General features: G+C 68.6%; 16 protein-coding genes. 13 read left to right on the forward strand and 3 right to left on the reverse strand.

Translation table 11 applies throughout. The annotated features are described in order from the left end of the window. Positions 1 to 297: 297 nt before the first annotated feature. Entirely contained in the window at positions 298 to 558 is a 261-nt protein-coding gene (locus ABTZ59_RS11490; protein WP_351394364.1) for a hypothetical protein, read from the reverse strand. After that, positions 558 to 1,040 (reverse strand): ATP-binding protein, encoded by a 483-nt coding sequence (locus ABTZ59_RS11495; protein WP_351394366.1) that lies wholly within the window; start codon positions 1,038 to 1,040, stop codon positions 558 to 560. Before ABTZ59_RS11495 ends, ABTZ59_RS11490 begins: the two co-directional genes overlap by 1 nt. A gap of 247 nt (positions 1,041 to 1,287) precedes the next feature. Between ABTZ59_RS11495 and ABTZ59_RS11500 the strand changes: the two genes are divergently transcribed. The 6 genes from ABTZ59_RS11500 (at position 1,288) to ABTZ59_RS11525 (ending at position 4,675) form a co-directional block, all read left to right on the forward strand. Further along, a complete protein-coding gene (locus ABTZ59_RS11500) occupies positions 1,288 to 2,142 on the forward strand; it encodes a helix-turn-helix domain-containing protein (protein WP_351394369.1) in 855 nt (284 codons plus the stop codon). Positions 2,143 to 2,153: 11 nt separating this feature from the next. Beyond that, on the forward strand, positions 2,154 to 2,351 hold the full coding sequence (locus ABTZ59_RS11505) for a DUF397 domain-containing protein (RefSeq protein WP_351394372.1): 198 nt from the start codon (positions 2,154 to 2,156) through the stop codon (positions 2,349 to 2,351). Positions 2,352 to 2,396: 45 nt separating this feature from the next. Beyond that, positions 2,397 to 2,594: a DUF397 domain-containing protein gene (locus tag ABTZ59_RS11510; RefSeq protein WP_351394375.1), complete on the forward strand. Its 198-nt coding sequence runs from the start codon at positions 2,397 to 2,399 to the stop codon at positions 2,592 to 2,594. Between the two features lie 47 nt (positions 2,595 to 2,641). Continuing rightward, positions 2,642 to 2,845 (forward strand): DUF397 domain-containing protein, encoded by a 204-nt coding sequence (locus tag ABTZ59_RS11515; protein ID WP_351394378.1) that lies wholly within the window; start codon positions 2,642 to 2,644, stop codon positions 2,843 to 2,845. Positions 2,846 to 3,272: 427 nt separating this feature from the next. Next, positions 3,273 to 3,449 carry a hypothetical protein gene (locus ABTZ59_RS11520; protein WP_351394381.1) on the forward strand — a complete coding sequence of 59 codons (177 nt, stop codon included), beginning with the start codon at positions 3,273 to 3,275 and terminating at the stop codon, positions 3,447 to 3,449. 47 nt (positions 3,450 to 3,496) lie between these two features. Beyond that, complete coding sequence (locus ABTZ59_RS11525) at positions 3,497 to 4,675, forward strand: methyltransferase domain-containing protein (protein WP_351394384.1); 1,179 nt, start codon at positions 3,497 to 3,499, stop codon at positions 4,673 to 4,675. A gap of 106 nt (positions 4,676 to 4,781) precedes the next feature. Here ABTZ59_RS11525 and ABTZ59_RS11530 read toward each other — a convergent pair whose 3' ends face one another. Next, positions 4,782 to 6,056 carry an ROK family protein gene (locus tag ABTZ59_RS11530; RefSeq protein ID WP_351394387.1) on the reverse strand — a complete coding sequence of 425 codons (1,275 nt, stop codon included), beginning with the start codon at positions 6,054 to 6,056 and terminating at the stop codon, positions 4,782 to 4,784. Positions 6,057 to 6,293: 237 nt separating this feature from the next. Here ABTZ59_RS11530 and ABTZ59_RS11535 point away from each other — a divergent pair, with 237 nt between their 5' ends. The 7 genes from ABTZ59_RS11535 (at position 6,294) to ABTZ59_RS11565 (ending at position 14,668) form a co-directional block, all read left to right on the forward strand. Continuing rightward, positions 6,294 to 7,220 carry a carbohydrate ABC transporter permease gene (locus ABTZ59_RS11535; RefSeq protein ID WP_351394526.1) on the forward strand — a complete coding sequence of 309 codons (927 nt, stop codon included), beginning with the start codon at positions 6,294 to 6,296 and terminating at the stop codon, positions 7,218 to 7,220. Positions 7,221 to 7,355: 135 nt separating this feature from the next. Next, a complete protein-coding gene (locus ABTZ59_RS11540; RefSeq protein ID WP_351394390.1) occupies positions 7,356 to 8,303 on the forward strand; it encodes a carbohydrate ABC transporter permease in 948 nt (315 codons plus the stop codon). Positions 8,304 to 8,319: 16 nt separating this feature from the next. After that, positions 8,320 to 9,768, forward strand: coding sequence for an ABC transporter substrate-binding protein (locus tag ABTZ59_RS11545; protein ID WP_351394393.1), 1,449 nt, complete (start codon positions 8,320 to 8,322; stop codon positions 9,766 to 9,768). Positions 9,769 to 9,863: 95 nt separating this feature from the next. Then, positions 9,864 to 11,060 carry a Gfo/Idh/MocA family protein gene (locus ABTZ59_RS11550; RefSeq protein WP_351394396.1) on the forward strand — a complete coding sequence of 399 codons (1,197 nt, stop codon included), beginning with the start codon at positions 9,864 to 9,866 and terminating at the stop codon, positions 11,058 to 11,060. Positions 11,061 to 11,264: 204 nt separating this feature from the next. Then, positions 11,265 to 12,359, forward strand: coding sequence for a PucR family transcriptional regulator (locus tag ABTZ59_RS11555; protein WP_351394529.1), 1,095 nt, complete (start codon positions 11,265 to 11,267; stop codon positions 12,357 to 12,359). A 187-nt stretch (positions 12,360 to 12,546) separates the two neighbouring features. Next, entirely contained in the window at positions 12,547 to 13,062 is a 516-nt protein-coding gene (locus ABTZ59_RS11560) for an NfeD C-terminal domain-containing protein (protein WP_351394532.1), read from the forward strand. Between the two features lie 163 nt (positions 13,063 to 13,225). Further along, complete coding sequence (locus ABTZ59_RS11565) at positions 13,226 to 14,668, forward strand: flotillin family protein (protein WP_351394399.1); 1,443 nt, start codon at positions 13,226 to 13,228, stop codon at positions 14,666 to 14,668. Positions 14,669 to 14,821 lie beyond the last annotated feature (153 nt).

Consider the following 14,821-nt stretch of genomic DNA (forward strand, 5'->3'; position numbering starts at 1 on the left):
TCGCTGAGCCGGTGCCGGGCCGCCCCACTCCACTCCCGCGCAGCCCCGCAGGGCCCACCGACCTGCGGTCGGCAACCAGCCCCCGGAACAACGCAGCCCCTCCGGGGACCCCTCCCCCCGGGCCGCCCCCCCCTCAAAGCAGCACTTGCGGTGGAGGGTTGGGAGTCAAGGGAGGAGCGCAGCGGAATCGGCGCAGCCGACGCGACGAAGGAGCGCCCTTGACGCCCAACCCGCAACCGCGAAACTGAAACCTAGGGGCGGCCCCCACCCGTCATCGAACGCACCGGGTGCCCCCGACTACCCCTCGGCACTGACCCGACGCCGACCATCCGCCACCCGCCCCACCAAGTGCGCCTGCGGCGCACGGACCGTCACCCGCACCGGATCAGGGCAGCAGTAGCACGTGTACGTGAACCCCTCCTCCGCATCGAGCGGCACCGGCGGAAGGGCACTCTCCGCACTCGGCATCACCGCGTACAGCACCCCCACCGCCAGCACGATCGCACTCATCGCGATCGACACAACACCCCACAGGGCGGGGTCCGTTACGGGTGCCATCACCCGGCCACCTCGTTCCTGGCCTCGGCCAACGTGAACCAGACGGTCTTGTGACTGGGCGAGCATCCCCCGTAGATCGTCGACCCCCATGCGAGGGCCAGGCTCTCCACGAGGACGAGTCCACGCCCCGAGTTCTGTTCGCCGACCGCGCCCGCCGCAGCGGGCGCGGTGCGCGCGGAGGGCGTGGGCAGCGCCCACGGTTTGTCGTCTGCGACGGAGACGGTGACCTGTTTGCGGTTGACCGTGACACGGACGCGGATCAGGGGCGTCCGGGTGTGCCGGTGCGCGTTGGTGACCACTTCGGTCACGCAGAGGCGCGCGTCGTCGACGAGGCTGCGGTGCCGGCCGAGCCCGAGTAACGACGTGACGAAGTCACGCGCGATCCTGGGCGCGGTCGCCGTACTGGGCAGGACCAGCCGGTAGGTCTCGGCGCCCTGGGGTGGTGGGGGTACGGGAGTTGCGGTGGCGGTCACGGTGGTCATGTCGTTCTCCCAACGCGGTGCGGTCTGAACTGGCGCGTGGCCCGCCATGCGTGGCGATGGCCGCGAGGGCGCGCCACAAGGCGCGCCAGAGCGGCTGCACTTCGGTCTTACTGACGTGCAACGCGGCACTGTGACGAAGGTAGGGTAAATACATTCACCGGTCCACCCAAGTAACTCAATCTGGGGATAGCCGGTGGACCGGTGACCCGGGTACGCGCAACACTGTGAGCAGACAGGGGAAGGTGACATGCCGCCAAGGGACAACCCGACCGCCCGCCAGGCGCGCCTCGGCGCGGAGTTGAAGAAGCTACGCATTCGCGCGGGCAAAACGGCTCGCGAAGCGGCCGGCCTCTTTTCGACGGATCAGGCCCGGATCAGCAACATCGAGTCCGGGCGCCTCGGGATCAGCGAGGAGAGGATCCGCAAGCTGGCGGTCTTCTACGACTGCACGGACAGCGCGCTGATCGAGGCTTTGTGCACCATCACGAATGAACATCGCGGCCAGTACTGGTGGGATGAGTATCGCGGCGTCCTCCCTCCTGGCTTCTTGGACATCGCCGAGCTTGAGCATCACGCGGGATACTTGCGCTACCTGCAACCGGTCACCTTTCCGGGCGTCTTGCAGACTGAAGACTACGCACGGGCCCTATTCGGCAGCACGCTTCCGAAACTTCCCGCAAATGAGGTACAGGCGCGAGTCGAACACCGGATGAGACGGAAGTCGATCTTCGATCGTGAGGCTCCTCCAGATCTGGAGGCAATCATTCACGAGGCCGCGCTCCGCATGCGGGTTGGCGGGCGGAGCGTCGCCCGCGAGCAACTTGGCCATCTCATGGAGATGTCGGAACGACCGGACATAATGATCCGGATCATCCCATTCACCAACGAGGACTTCCTCGACCTCACCCACACCGTGCTCTACGCGGGCGGCGTCACACCACGGTTCGATACGGTTCATATCGACAATCGCTACGGTGGCCGCTTCCTGGATGCTGCCACCGAATTGGAGAATAATCGAACGCTGCTCGACTTTGCCGAACAGGCTTCCCTGGAGCCTGCCGAGTCGCGCAGCTTCATTCATCACATCGCGCGAGAACTGTGAGAGACAGAGGCATGAGCACAGAGATCAAGTGGCAGAAATCTTCACTGTCAGGCGATGGGCCGCAGTGTGTCGAGGTCGCCGAACACAACGGCGCGATCCTGCTGCGCGAGAGTGACGACCCGAACGCAGTCACGACCACCAGCCGCACCAAGTTCGCCGCCTTCATCGCAGGCGTCAAAGCAGGCGAGTTCGACCACTTCACCAACTGAATCGCCGCCTAGGCCGACATCCCCTTCGACTCGAAAGGCAATGGCGTGAGCACAGAGATCAAGTGGCAGAAGTCGTCGTTCTCCGAAGGAGGAGCGCAATGCGTCGAGATCGCCGAACACAATGACGCCATCCTCATGCGGGAGAGTGACGACCCGAACGCAGTCACGACCACCAGCCGCACCAAGTTCGCCGCCTTCATCGCAGGCGTCAAAGCAGGCGAGTTCGACCACTTCACCAACTGAATGCCTACCTGCGTGCCAACACCCGCTCGACACCCTGGAGCAGAGGCATGAGCACAGAGATCAGCTGGCAGAAGTCCTCCTTCTCGGGAGGTGACAACAATCCGAACTGTGTCGAACTGGCCAGCGTTAACGGGCAGATCAAGTTGCGCGAAAGCGACACCCCGGACACCTTCGTCACAACAAGTCCCGAGAAGCTGCGCGCCTTCATCCTCGGTATCAAAGCAGGCGAGTTCGACCACTTCACTGACTGACCGAGCCCTCCCACCTGCGACCGGAGCCCCTCACCCCCGACGGTGAGGGGCTCTCACCATGTAGCGGCCAACATAAATGCTCCGGTACACACTTGCGTACCCTCTCTCCGTAACGCTAGCGTCGCTGTGCGTCGCCGATCCAGGGTCGTCCCTCGGCAGGACATCGCCCTGACCGGCGCAACTCTCCCCGTCCCGCGCCCCATTGGGGAGAGTCCCGAAGGGTTGTCCCCCGCCCGCCGCTCGTCATGCCGGCGCGTGGGCGGGGGACAACTCTGCCCCCGCATCCCGCACTGAGGAGAAGGGCACCACGACCATGGCCCCACCCCCACCCTCACGCCCACCCACACCTCCACCCCCACCCGCACTCCCACCAGAACCCCCCACCCCCACAACCGCGACCGGCAGTGAGGCGCGGCAGCGTCTGTCCATGTTGATCGACATGTTCGGTGTGCACGGGACGCTCATGGTCCCCACGACCACGACCACGGCCACGACCATGACCACGGCCACCGCCACTGCCGCCCCATGCCCGGACGCGTCCCCTGCCCTCCCCGACGAAGCCGAGCTGTTTCAGCGGATCTTCGGGGACCCGCCACCGCGGTGACCGCCCACCGCCCGCGCCCCGCACCATCCGCGACCGAAAGGATCACCATGCCCCCGCCCCAACCCGACGTCCTCGCCGATGCCCTGATCCGCGTACCCCGGCACACGTTCATTCCGGCCCAGGGCTGGGCCGTGCCACAAGGCAGCGGAACTCCTCCCGCCGCCGCCTCCGGGTACTGGATCGATCAGCACCGTGACCCCGACCGCTGGTGGCGGGCCGTCTACTCCGACACCGTGATCGTCACTCAGCTCGACGGCGGCCGGACCGAACTCACCCCCGCCAACGCCGCCGCCCCGTCGTCCGCGCCGAGTTGTGCCGCCTCCAGTCCCCTCCTCGTGACCGCCGGGTTACGGCACCTCGCGCCTCGGCCTGGCAACCGGGTGCTCGACATCGGCACCGGTACGGGCTGGACCTCTGGCCTGTGCGCGTACCTCACCGGGGACGACGCCCTCGTCACCACCGTGGAGATCGATCCCGACCTCGCGCGGACCGCCGCCGGGAATCTGGCCCGTTGCGGCCTGCGCCCCGCCATCGTCACCGGTGACGCGGCCTCCGAACTGCCCAGCTCGGACGGCGAGTCAGACGGACTGTTCGACCGCGTGCATGTCACCTGTGGCGTCACGGACATCCCGTACGTATGGGTGGAGCACACCCGTCCCGGCGGGCACATCGTGCTCCCGTACAACCCGCCCGTCGGCAGACTCCTGCGTCTGACCGTCCACGAGGACGGCTCGGCCACCGGCCGGTTCGGGGAGGAGTGTTCGTACATGCCGTTGCGTTCTGAGCGGCAGCCCCAGCGGCCTGACGAGGGCGCGACCCGCACCGACACCCCACCCCGCGTCCGTTCCCTCGACTCGGCCTCCGACTCCGACACCGAGTCCCTGCTCCACCCCGCCCCCGGCCTTCAGGTCCTGCTCGCCGCCCTCGTCGGCGACGAGCCCTGGACGGGCGCTTCCGGCAGCGTGCTGCTGACGGACGGAGTCTCCCGCGCCGTCGTCGAGAACGGCGGCCGACTGACGCAGACCGGGCCGCGCGATCTCTGGGACGAGGCCGAGTCCGTCCATCGCGCCTGGATCCGGCGGGGCCGACCGGGGCTGGACCGTATCGGCTTCACCGTCACCCCCCAGCGGCAGTATGTGTGGGTGGACGATCCGGCCGTACCCGCCGTTCGGGCGCTCGACGAGACGCCGGACGCGAGACCGGCGGTGGGAGCTTCCCTTGGCTGACTGCGGCACCTGTCACGGCAAGGGATGGGTCTACGAACACCAGGACGGCGCGCGCAAGAAGGTGAGTTGCCCCGTCTGCAAGTGAGACCTCGCGGCCGGCGGGACCTCATACCCCCGGTCTGCCCAGCACCAGAATCTGGATCGCCAGCACCGCCGCCCCGCGCGCCCAGTCGTTGAAGTCGGAGACCTTGGTCTCCAGCGGGACCGGCGCCGCGAACGGATCGCGGTTCGCGGCGATGGCCTCCTCGATGGCCGCGCCCGCCACCTCCACCAGACCGACGCCCTCCCCGGCGAGCAGGATCTTCTGCGGCATCACGAAGTTGGCGATCTGTGCCACCACGGTCCCGAGGGCGCGCGCCGCCTCGTCCAGCACGCGGGTCGGCATCGGGTCGCCCGCCGCGGCGAGGGCGAGGATCTCGTCGTAGCTGTGGTCGCGGCCGGTGGCGGCCCTGACCTGGTAGCGGATGCTGGGGATGGCGAGGAAGGATACGACGCTGCCGCGGTCGCCGTCCGGGGTGAGGGGGCCGTTCTGGCTGACGATCCAGCGCGGGCCGATGCCATGGTCGCTGTCGGGCGTGCGGACCAACTGGCCGCCGATGACCAGGCCGTAGCCGATTCCCGCGCCTATGGTGAGGACCGCGAAGCGGTCGAGGCCGCGTCCCGCGCCGAACCACGCCTCGGCCTCGATCAGCGCCGCGACATCGTTCTCGACGACGACGGGCAGGCCCGTGCGCCGTTCGAGGAGGTCGGCGAAGGGGACACGTCGCCAGCCCAGGAACGGGGACGAGACCGTACCCGCGGAGAACGAAGCCGTCTCCGAAGGGGACGAAGCCGTATCCGACGGGGACGAGGCCGTACCCGACGCGGACGGGACCGTACTCGACGGGGACGGGGCCGTACCCGCGCCGCCGTTCCCCGCCCGGCTGTCGACCTGGCCGCCGACCCCGACCCCGATACCGGACAGCCGCGGAAACGCGGCCGCGAACTCCTCGGTCATGGCGTGCAGCAGATCGGCGACCTGGTCCGGGTCGTGCGTAGGGAGAGGTACGGTCCGCTCGGCCACGATGTCGCTCTTGAGCGTCGTGACGACACCGTAGACGGCGTCGGCCGTGATCTTGAACCCGGCGAAATAGCGGGAATCGGCCACTATGTCCAGCGGCTGCGAGGGCCTGCCCTGCCGCGCGCCTGCCGTCGTCACCAGCGCCGGATCCTCGATCAGCAGGCCCGACTCGATCAGCGGTTTCGTCAGCCGGGTCAGGCTGCCTGCCGACAGATCGAGCCTTCTGGCGATCTCCGTGCGCGAGATGGGGCCGTGCGTCAGCACCTCGATCGCCACCGCGCGTTCGGCGGGGCTCAGAGGTGCCCAACTGGCGGCCGGCATGCGCGTGCCCCCTGCGTTCCTCACCATGACAGTGCTCCCGGTTCCCGCTCATCGTAGCCAGGATCAGCCACTCTCCCCGATCAGTTTATTTCACAACAGAAGAAAGAACCGCCCCCGTCAGCGCCATGATCCGCCCAAACGTCATCAGATCCAGTGCGAGCACACCTCTTGACGCCTCGATTCTTTCACGTCAAAAGTAATGGGAGACGAGGACGAGTCATGGACAAGGAGTCTCTGATGGCTGTCGTCTCCAGCGGAGCACCGGGAACGAAGGCACGCGCACCGCGAAGTCCCCGCGGGGACGGCCGACTCGCGGCGGTCTTCATCGCCCCGGCCCTGGCCGGCTTCCTGGTCTTCCTGCTCTGGCCCACTCTGCGCGGCGTCTATCTCAGCTTCACCCGGTACAACCTGCTCACTCCCGCCGAGTGGGTGGGCCTGGACAACTACCGGCGGATGGTCAACGACCCCATCTTCTGGGGGTCGTTGCGCGTCACCGTCGAGTACGTCGTCATCAACATCGGTGTACAGACGGTCGCGGCCCTCTGCATCGCCGTCCTCATGCAGCGGCTGACCACCTCGTCCCTCCTGCGCGGTGTCGTGCTCACGCCGTATCTCGTCTCGAACGTCGTCGCCGGTGTCGTGTTCCTGTGGGTTCTGGACACCCAACTCGGCATCGGCAACGAGATCCTGGGCGCGCTGGGCTTCGACCACATCGCCTTCCTCGCCAGTAAGGAGTGGGTCATCCCGAGCATCGCGCTGATCAACGTATGGCGGCATGTCGGCTATACGGCGCTGCTGCTCTTCGCCGGGCTCCAGGCGATACCCGGTGATGTGTACGAGGCCGCGCGCATGGACGGCGCCGGTGAGCTACGGATGTTCTGGCGGATCTCGCTGCCGCTGCTGCGGCCGGTGCTCGCGGTCGTACTGATCATGACGGTCATCGGATCGTTCCAGGTCTTCGACACCGTGGCGGTGGCCACCCCCGGTCCCGGCGGTCCGGCCAACGCCAGCAATGTGCTTCAGCTGTACATCTACGGCTCGGCGTTCGGGCGGTTCCAGTTCGGCTACGCGTCCGCCATGTCCGTCGCGCTGCTCGCCGTACTGAGCGTGATCACCATCGTCCAGTACCGGCTCACCAGGGCCGGCGAAACAGACCTCGGCTGACGCGGACCGGACGCGGCCTGCCTGGCCCCCTGCCCACCCGCCAATCTGCCAACCCGCCAATCTGCCAAGCCGCCTACCTGCCCGCCCCGCCCGCCTACCTGCCCGCCCCCTGTCTGCCCGGAAAGGAGATACGCCATGGCTGTACTGACCTCGGCGCCCGCCAAGAGCCCCGGCACCCCGGCGCCGACGCCCGGCAAACGGGTCCGGCGCCGTCCGTCGTCCGGCCGGGTGGTGGCCTGGGCGGTGATGGTCGCGATCGTCCTCATCACCCTGCTGCCCTTCTACTGGATCGTGCGTACCGCGCTGTCCTCCAATACGGCGCTCACCAGCGACCCGTCCTCCCCGCTCCCCGTCGGCTTCGGCTGGGGCGGCTTCGCGCGCGTCTTCGGTCTCCAGAGCACGGAGGAGGCCCTTGCCCAGGGCGGTGCGGGCGCCTCGCTGGACTTCTGGCGCTATCTCCTCAACTCCACCTTCGTCGCGGCACTGGTGACGGGCTGTCAGGTGTTCTTCTCGGCCATGGCCGCCTATGCCTTCGCCCGGCTGCGCTGGCGCGGGCGGGACCGGGTGTTCGGGCTCTTCCTCGCCGGGCTGATGGTGCCGACGATCTTCACCCTGCTGCCGAACTTCGTCCTGATCAAGGAACTCGGGCTGGTGGACACCCTGCTGGGGATCGCTCTGCCGACCATGTTCATGACCCCGTTCGCGGTCTTCTTCCTCCGGCAGTTCTTCATGAACCTGCCCCTGGAGATGGAGGAGGCCGCCCTGCTGGACGGCGCGGGCAAGGTGCGGATCTTCTTCCAGCTCTCCTTGCCCATGGCGTCCGCGCCGCTGGTCACCCTCGGTGTCCTGACGTACATCACGGCGTGGAACGACTACTTCTGGCCGCTCATGGTGTCGTACAGCGACAGCTCGCGGGTGCTGACCGTCGCTCTCTCCGTCTTCCGGTCGCAGACTCCGCAGTCCGGTACGGACTGGGCCGGGCTGATGGCCGCCACTCTGGTCGCCGCGCTGCCGATGCTCGTGCTGTTCAGCGTCTTCGCTCGGCGGATCGTCAACTCCATCGGCTTCAGCGGGCTCAAGTAGGGAGGCCGGCCCCGTTATGCGTATACGCGAGTCCCACGCCAGGCCCCGCACCGGATCCCACACCAGGCCCCAGATCCGGCCCCAGGTCCCGTCCCAGGTCCGGTCCCGCGGTCGGGCGCGGGTCGTCGCCGCCCTGGCCGGTACGGTCGCGCTCGCCCTCCTCTCCGCCGGGTGCGGCGGGCAGGGCTCGTCGACCGCGTCCTCGTCCCGTACCGTCACGTACTGGCTCTGGGACGCCAATCAACTGCCCGGATACCAGGCGTGCGCCGAGGGGTTCGAGCAGCGGAACCCGGGCATCGACGTGGAGATCACCCAGCTGGGCTGGGAGAACTACTGGACCAAGCTCACGGCGAGCATGATCGCGGGCACCGAGCCGGATGTCTTCACCAACCACATCACCAAGTTCGCGCAGTTCATCGATCTCGACGTACTCGCGCCGCTGGACGAGCTGCCCGCGACCGCGGGGATCGAGGACTCCGACTACCAGGCGGGACTGGCCGCGGTCTGGAAGGGCCAGGACGGTCATCGCTACGGCGCCCCGAAGGACTGGGACACCGTCGCCATGTTCTACGACAAGGAGATGACGGACTCGGCGGGGATCTCCGCCGACGCCCTCAACCGCCTCGTCTGGAACCCGGTGGACGGCGGTACGTTCGAGAAGGCCCTCGCCCGTCTCACCATCGATTCCCAGGGCCGCCGGGGTGACGAGCCCGGCTTCGACAAGAACGACGTCAAGACCTACGGGCTGGCCACCAATGACGCGGGCGAGACCGACGGGCAGACCCAGTGGAGCGCCTTCACCGGGTCGGCCGGCTGGAAGTACACCGATCAGAAGGCGTGGGGGCGGCACTACAACTACGACCAGAAGTCCTTCCAGTCCACGATCGACTGGTACTTCGGCCTCGCCGAGAAGGGATATCTGGCCCCCTTCGAGAACTACTCACCGTCCAACGGGCCCGATGTCCAGGTCGGTTCGGGCTCGGCGGCGATCGCGCTGCACGGCTCGTGGATGACGAAGACGTTCTACGGGATCAAGGGCCTCGACGTCGGGACCGCACTCACTCCCGTCGGCCCCTCCGGCAAGCGCGCCACCATGATGAACGGCCTCGCCGACTCCCTCACCAAGCGGGCGGCGGACAAGCCCGCGGCACAGCAGTGGGTCGCCCATCTGGCCTCCGACGCCTGTCAGACGACCGTCGGGAAGCAGGGCGTCGTCTTCCCCGCCACCGAGGCCGGAACGGCGGCGGCCATCGCCGCCTATGAGAAGGAAGACATCGACGTCACGGCCTTCACCCGGCCCGTCGCCGACAAGACGACGTTCTCCTTTCCCATCACCAACTACGCGGCGGATGTCGCGGCCCTCATGAAGCCCGCCTTGCAGGACGTGTACGCGAACGGCAGACCGGTGGGCAGCCTCTCCACGACCAACCGGCAGATCAACCTCATCCTCTCGCAGGGCGATTGACCGAACCGGGCAGACAAGAGCAGAACAAGAGCAAAACAACAGCAGGGCAAGAGCAGGACAAGAGCAGGCAGGAAAGCTCATCAGAAGGGTGTTTCATGTCCTTTTCCCTTGGCATCGTCGGCGCCGGGCAGTTCGCCGGGCAGTTCGCGAAGCTCTGGCGGCTCCATCCGGGCGTCGGCGACATCTTCGCGACCGATCTGCTCCCGGACCGGGCGGGCCGGCTCGCCGCCGAGTACGACCTCGCGGGGACCCTCCCCTCCTTCGAGGCCCTCCTCGACTCGGACGTTGACGCGGTCGCCGTCTTCACCCAGCGCTGGACGCATGGCCCGCTCGTCCTCAAAGCCCTGCGCGCGGGCAAGCATGTGTACTCGGCGGTGCCGATGGCGGTGACCCGCGACGAGATCGCGGCCATCATCGACGCCGTACGGGACACCGGGCTGACGTACATGATGGGCGAGACCAGCCAGTACAACCCCGCCACCGTCTACGCCCGCGACCGGATCGCCGACGGCGCCTTCGGCCGGCTGTTCTACGCCGAGGGTGACTATGTCCACGACATGGACCTCGGCTTCTACGCGGCGTATCAGTACAGCGGCGGCGAGGAGTGGAAGTCCACCGCCAGCTATCCGCCGCTGCTCTACCCCACGCACTCGGTCGGCGGGGTGCTCGGCGCCTGGCAGACGCATGCGGTGAGCGTGTCCGCGATCGGGGTCGCCGACGACCGGGGGGACGGGGTCTTCGACAAGGACATCAGCCAGTTCGGCAATGACTTCTCCAACGCCACGGCGCTGTTCGAGGTCGCGGGCGGCGGTTCGTTCCGTACGAACGAGTTCCGGCGGGTGGGCTATCCGTCGCACATCCGGGAATCGCGGTTCCGGTTCTTCGGTACGGAGGCGAGCCTCGAACAGCTCGCGACCGTCAGCTTCTGGCAGGACAAGGAGGGCGTGAGGGATGTAACGGACCATCTCCGGCCGAAGCCGACCCTGTCGCCCGACGACCCGTCCCTCCGGCATGTGGCACCCGCGCTACGGGACGCGTTCACCTCCGGCTCGGCGCCGGTCCACGACCGCACGCGCCTCCCCGCGGAGTTCGCCCATGTCTCCAACGGGCACGAGGGAAGCCACCATTTTCTCGCGGACGACTTCGTCAGGGCGGTCACCACGGGCACGCTTCCGCCGGTCAACGCCTGGGCCGCGGCGCGCTACACCCTGCCCGGCATCATCGCGCACGACTCGGCGCTGAAGGGCGGGGAGCGGCTGGAGATCCCGGACTTCGGGGACGCGCCGGAGTAGCCCGTACTCGTATCTGTGCCCGTACTCGTCTCTGTGCCCGTACTCATACCTGTGCCCGTACTCGTATCTGTGCCCGCGCCTGTATCTGTGCCCGCACCTGTATCTCTCCGTACGGATCGCCCCACGTGCACCATGGTGGGGATGCGCGACATCCGGGCATCGAGAGACATCGAGCGGCATCGGGACACCAGGGCAGGAGCGGACGTGGCGGAGAACGGGATACCCGACGAGTATCTGGACGGGTACGCCCGCATCCTGGCGGCGGTCGCCCCAACGGGCCGCAGGCTCACCCGGGACGAGTTGCTGGCCCGCCGGGAGATGGGGGAACGGGCCGCGGAGGCCGGCTTCGGGCTGCGTGCCCTGGTCGGCGCGCATCTCGCCGCGGCCCGTGCCCACTGGCCCGTCACCGCGTCTCCCGGCGCCCGCGACGGCGGCGGGTCCGGCGGCGGGTCCACCGACAGCGTGCTCGCCGCCATCGAGCAGGCCGTGGACGCGTTCGCCGAGGGGTACGAACGCGCGCAGCGGCTCGCCGTGCGCCAGGAGGTCGCCGCGCGCCGGGAGTTCATCGACGACCTGCTGTACGGGCGCAGCGATCTGGGGCGGCTGGCCGAGCGCGCCGAGCGGTTCGGGCTGCGGCTCTCGTACGAGCATGCCGTGGCGGTCGCGGAAGGCGCCGTCCCGTACGACGAGGAGGACGCGGTTCCGCGCGCGGTGGAGCAGGCGCTGATCGGCCGGTTCGGCGATCGCAGTGTGCTGCTCACGACGAAGACGGGCCGGCTCGTCTGTATCGCGCCGGGCGACCAGGCGGAAGTCCTCGCCCACTTCGCCAAGCAGGCGTTCGGCGCCACGGACGGCGGCCGGGTCGCCATCGGCCGGCCGCGGCCCGGGGTGGGCGGGGTCGTGCAGTCGTACGAGGAAGCGCTGAACGTACTCGACCTCGCCGAGCGGCTCGACCTGGACGATCCCGTCCTGCACGCCGCCGATCTGCTCGTCTACCCGGTCCTCACCCGGGACCGGCAGGCCATGACGGAACTCGTCCTCAGCGCGCTCGGTCCCCTGGAGGCGGCGCGCGGCGGGGCGCTGCCGCTCATCGAAACCCTCACCGTCTACTTCGACGCGGGGTGTGTGGCGGCGGAGGCGGCGCGGCGGCTCTCACTGAGCGTGCGGGCCCTGACATACCGGCTGGAAAGGATCCATAAGCTCACCGGTGCCGATCCCACTGATCCGGTGCATCGCTACACCTTGCAAACCGCTGTGATCGGGGCCAGGCTCATGGACTGGCCGGCGAAGTCCATCTGAACCGGGAGATATTCCGGCCGCGAGCCGCCGCGCGTCCTTCCGAGCGGGGAGACCCGCGACTGTCGGCATTAAGACCGCGTTAAGACTGCCGGAAAACGGCAATGTCCGGTTCCGGACAAAGATGGGACCATGGGGCCCTGCCGAGGAAATCAGCGGCAGAGGGGGAGGGGGGAAACCGATGGATCCGATGACCTTGTTTCTCGGTCTCGGCATCGCGGGGATCGTGCTGCTCGTCCTGTCACTGATCTTCGACGGCATTCTCGAAGGGCTCTTCGACGGGGTCGGGGTGCTCAACGGACTGTTCGACGGGCTGCTTTCGCTGCCGGTGATCGCCGGTTTCGTCTCGATGCTCGGCTTCGGGGGAGCGATCGTGCTGGGCACCACGCAGCTCGGCACCGGACCGGCCGCCGTCACGGGGGTGGCGGCCGGGTTCGGTGCCGGGTGGCTCACCTGGAAGTTCAGCAAGGCGCTGATGCGTGACCAGACAGCCGTCACCCCGCGGGGCGACGATCTCGTGGGGTCGGCGGGCACGGTGGTCACCGCGATTCCGGCCGGCGGCTATGGCGAGGTGCTGCTACGGCTCGGCGGGCAGCCGGTGAAGTACTCGGCGAAGAGCGCGGGGCCCGTGGAGAACGGCGCCGAGATCTGGGTGGAGGAGACGCTCTCGTCGACCTCGGTCCTGGTGCGTCCCGTCCAGCGCTGACCTGCTCAGCACGGCACCGCACCGCGCCACCCCGCCCGCCTCGCCCTGCCCGGGCCCTCCCCGGCCCGCCTCGCCCAAAGATGTCTTTTTCATCCTTGTTCATCCTCGTTCACTTCGATCGCCTTAGTTTGCCGTCCCTTCGGGAGGCAAGGGAGAGAGCACCATGAGTCCACTTCTCATCGCCGTGGTGGGGGTCGTCGCACTCGTCGTCCTGCTGGCACTCGCCGTCATCACGCGCTACAAGGTCGCCGGGCCCAGCCAGGCGTTCATCGTCACCGGCCGGCGCGGCAAGCAGTCGACCGATCCGACCACCGGCCGGGTGTCCATGGACACCAGCGGCCAGAAGGTCGTGGTCGGCGGCGGCGTCTTCGTCGTCCCGTTCGTACAGCAGAAGTTCACGCTTGACCTGTCCAGCCGGCACATCCCGGTGGCCGTGCGCGGCGCGGTCACGCTGCGCGGGGTGAAGGCGAACCTCGAAGGCGTCGCCATCGTCAAGGTCGGCGGCACCGAGGACTCCATCCGGGCCGCGGCCCAGCGCTTCCTCCAGCAGCAGGGCGGCATCGTCGGCTTCACCCAGGAAGTGCTCTCGGGTGCGCTGCGCTCCATCGTCGGCCGGATGTCGGTCGAGGACATCATCCGCGACCGCGCGGCCTTCGCCGGCCAGGTCGCGGAGGAGGCCGAGGCAAGCCTCTCCGGGCAGGGCCTGGTGCTGGACGCCTTCCAGATCCAGGACATCACCACCGAGGGCTCGTATCTGGAGGACCTCGGCCGGCCCGAGGCCGCGCGTGCCAAGCAGGAGGCCGACATCGCCGAGGCGGTGGCGCGCCGCGCCGCCGAGCAGGCACGGCTGAAGGCGGAGGAAGAGATCGCGATCGCCCAGCGGACCTTCTATCTGAAGCAGGCCGAGATCAAGGCCGAGACGGATGAGGCGGCGGCGCGCGCCGCGGCGGCGGGACCGCTGGCACAGGCGGCGCGCGAGCAGGACGTGCTCATGGAGCAGGAGAAGGTGGCCCAGCGCCAGGCCGCGCTGACCGACCGCGAGCTGGACACGAAGGTACGTAAGCCCGCGGACGCCGCGCGGTACCAGGCCGAGCAGGAGGCCGAGGCGCGGCGGATCGCACTGGTCAAGCAGGCCGAGGCGGACGCCGAGCGGTCCCGGCTCACCGGTGAGGGCGAGAAGGCGCACCGCGCCGCGCTCGCCGCCGCCGTACGGATCGAGGGCGAGGCGGAGGCCGCCGCGATCGGCGCCAAGGGTGCCGCGGAGGCGGAAGCGATGCACAAGAAGGCCGACGCGTTCGCACGGTACGGGGACGCGGCCGTCCTCCAGATGCTGGTGGAGGTGCTGCCGTCGGTCGTCGAGAAGGCGTCCGAGCCGCTGAGCGCGGTGGACAAGATGACGGTGATCTCGACGGACGGCGCCGGTCAGCTGGCCCGTACCGTCGCCGACAATGTCGCGCAGGGCGTCGAACTGCTCAGCTCCACCACCGGAGTCGACCTGGCCGAGCTGCTGAAGGGCCTCGCGGCGGGCACGACGGGGGGCGCGGGCGCGGTGGCGAAGACGTCGGGGACCGCCAAGGCCAACGGGCAGATCGAGGTCACGGACTGAGCGAGCGCTCTGGACGGGCTGGGCGAGCGCTCTGTCCGCACCACAGCGAGGGGCCCGGTCGGCGGGGGGGGGAAGCCGACCGGGCCCCTCGGGCGTGTGCAGTTGCGCAGTTACACGGTTCCGCAGTTGCCATCTCATGCGCGGGTATCGCCT

Source organism: Streptomyces sp. NPDC094034, from assembly GCF_040303865.1.
Taxonomy (GTDB): Bacteria; Actinomycetota; Actinomycetes; order Streptomycetales; family Streptomycetaceae; genus Streptomyces.

Coding starts and splice junctions, on each gene's coding strand:
- ABTZ59_RS11490 (WP_351394364.1), bottom strand. CDS start 558: ATGGCACCCGTAACGGACCCCGCCCTGTGGGGTGTTGTGTCGATCGCG.
- ABTZ59_RS11495 (WP_351394366.1), bottom strand. CDS start 1,040: ATGACCACCGTGACCGCCACCGCAACTCCCGTACCCCCACCACCCCAG.
- ABTZ59_RS11500 (WP_351394369.1), top strand. CDS start 1,288: ATGCCGCCAAGGGACAACCCGACCGCCCGCCAGGCGCGCCTCGGCGCG.
- ABTZ59_RS11505 (WP_351394372.1), top strand. CDS start 2,154: ATGAGCACAGAGATCAAGTGGCAGAAATCTTCACTGTCAGGCGATGGG.
- ABTZ59_RS11515 (WP_351394378.1), top strand. CDS start 2,642: ATGAGCACAGAGATCAGCTGGCAGAAGTCCTCCTTCTCGGGAGGTGAC.
- ABTZ59_RS11520 (WP_351394381.1), top strand. CDS start 3,273: ATGTTGATCGACATGTTCGGTGTGCACGGGACGCTCATGGTCCCCACG.
- ABTZ59_RS11525 (WP_351394384.1), top strand. CDS start 3,497: ATGCCCCCGCCCCAACCCGACGTCCTCGCCGATGCCCTGATCCGCGTA.
- ABTZ59_RS11530 (WP_351394387.1), bottom strand. CDS start 6,056: ATGCCGGCCGCCAGTTGGGCACCTCTGAGCCCCGCCGAACGCGCGGTG.
- ABTZ59_RS11535 (WP_351394526.1), top strand. CDS start 6,294: ATGGCTGTCGTCTCCAGCGGAGCACCGGGAACGAAGGCACGCGCACCG.
- ABTZ59_RS11540 (WP_351394390.1), top strand. CDS start 7,356: ATGGCTGTACTGACCTCGGCGCCCGCCAAGAGCCCCGGCACCCCGGCG.
- ABTZ59_RS11545 (WP_351394393.1), top strand. CDS start 8,320: ATGCGTATACGCGAGTCCCACGCCAGGCCCCGCACCGGATCCCACACC.
- ABTZ59_RS11550 (WP_351394396.1), top strand. CDS start 9,864: ATGTCCTTTTCCCTTGGCATCGTCGGCGCCGGGCAGTTCGCCGGGCAG.
- ABTZ59_RS11560 (WP_351394532.1), top strand. CDS start 12,547: ATGACCTTGTTTCTCGGTCTCGGCATCGCGGGGATCGTGCTGCTCGTC.
- ABTZ59_RS11565 (WP_351394399.1), top strand. CDS start 13,226: ATGAGTCCACTTCTCATCGCCGTGGTGGGGGTCGTCGCACTCGTCGTC.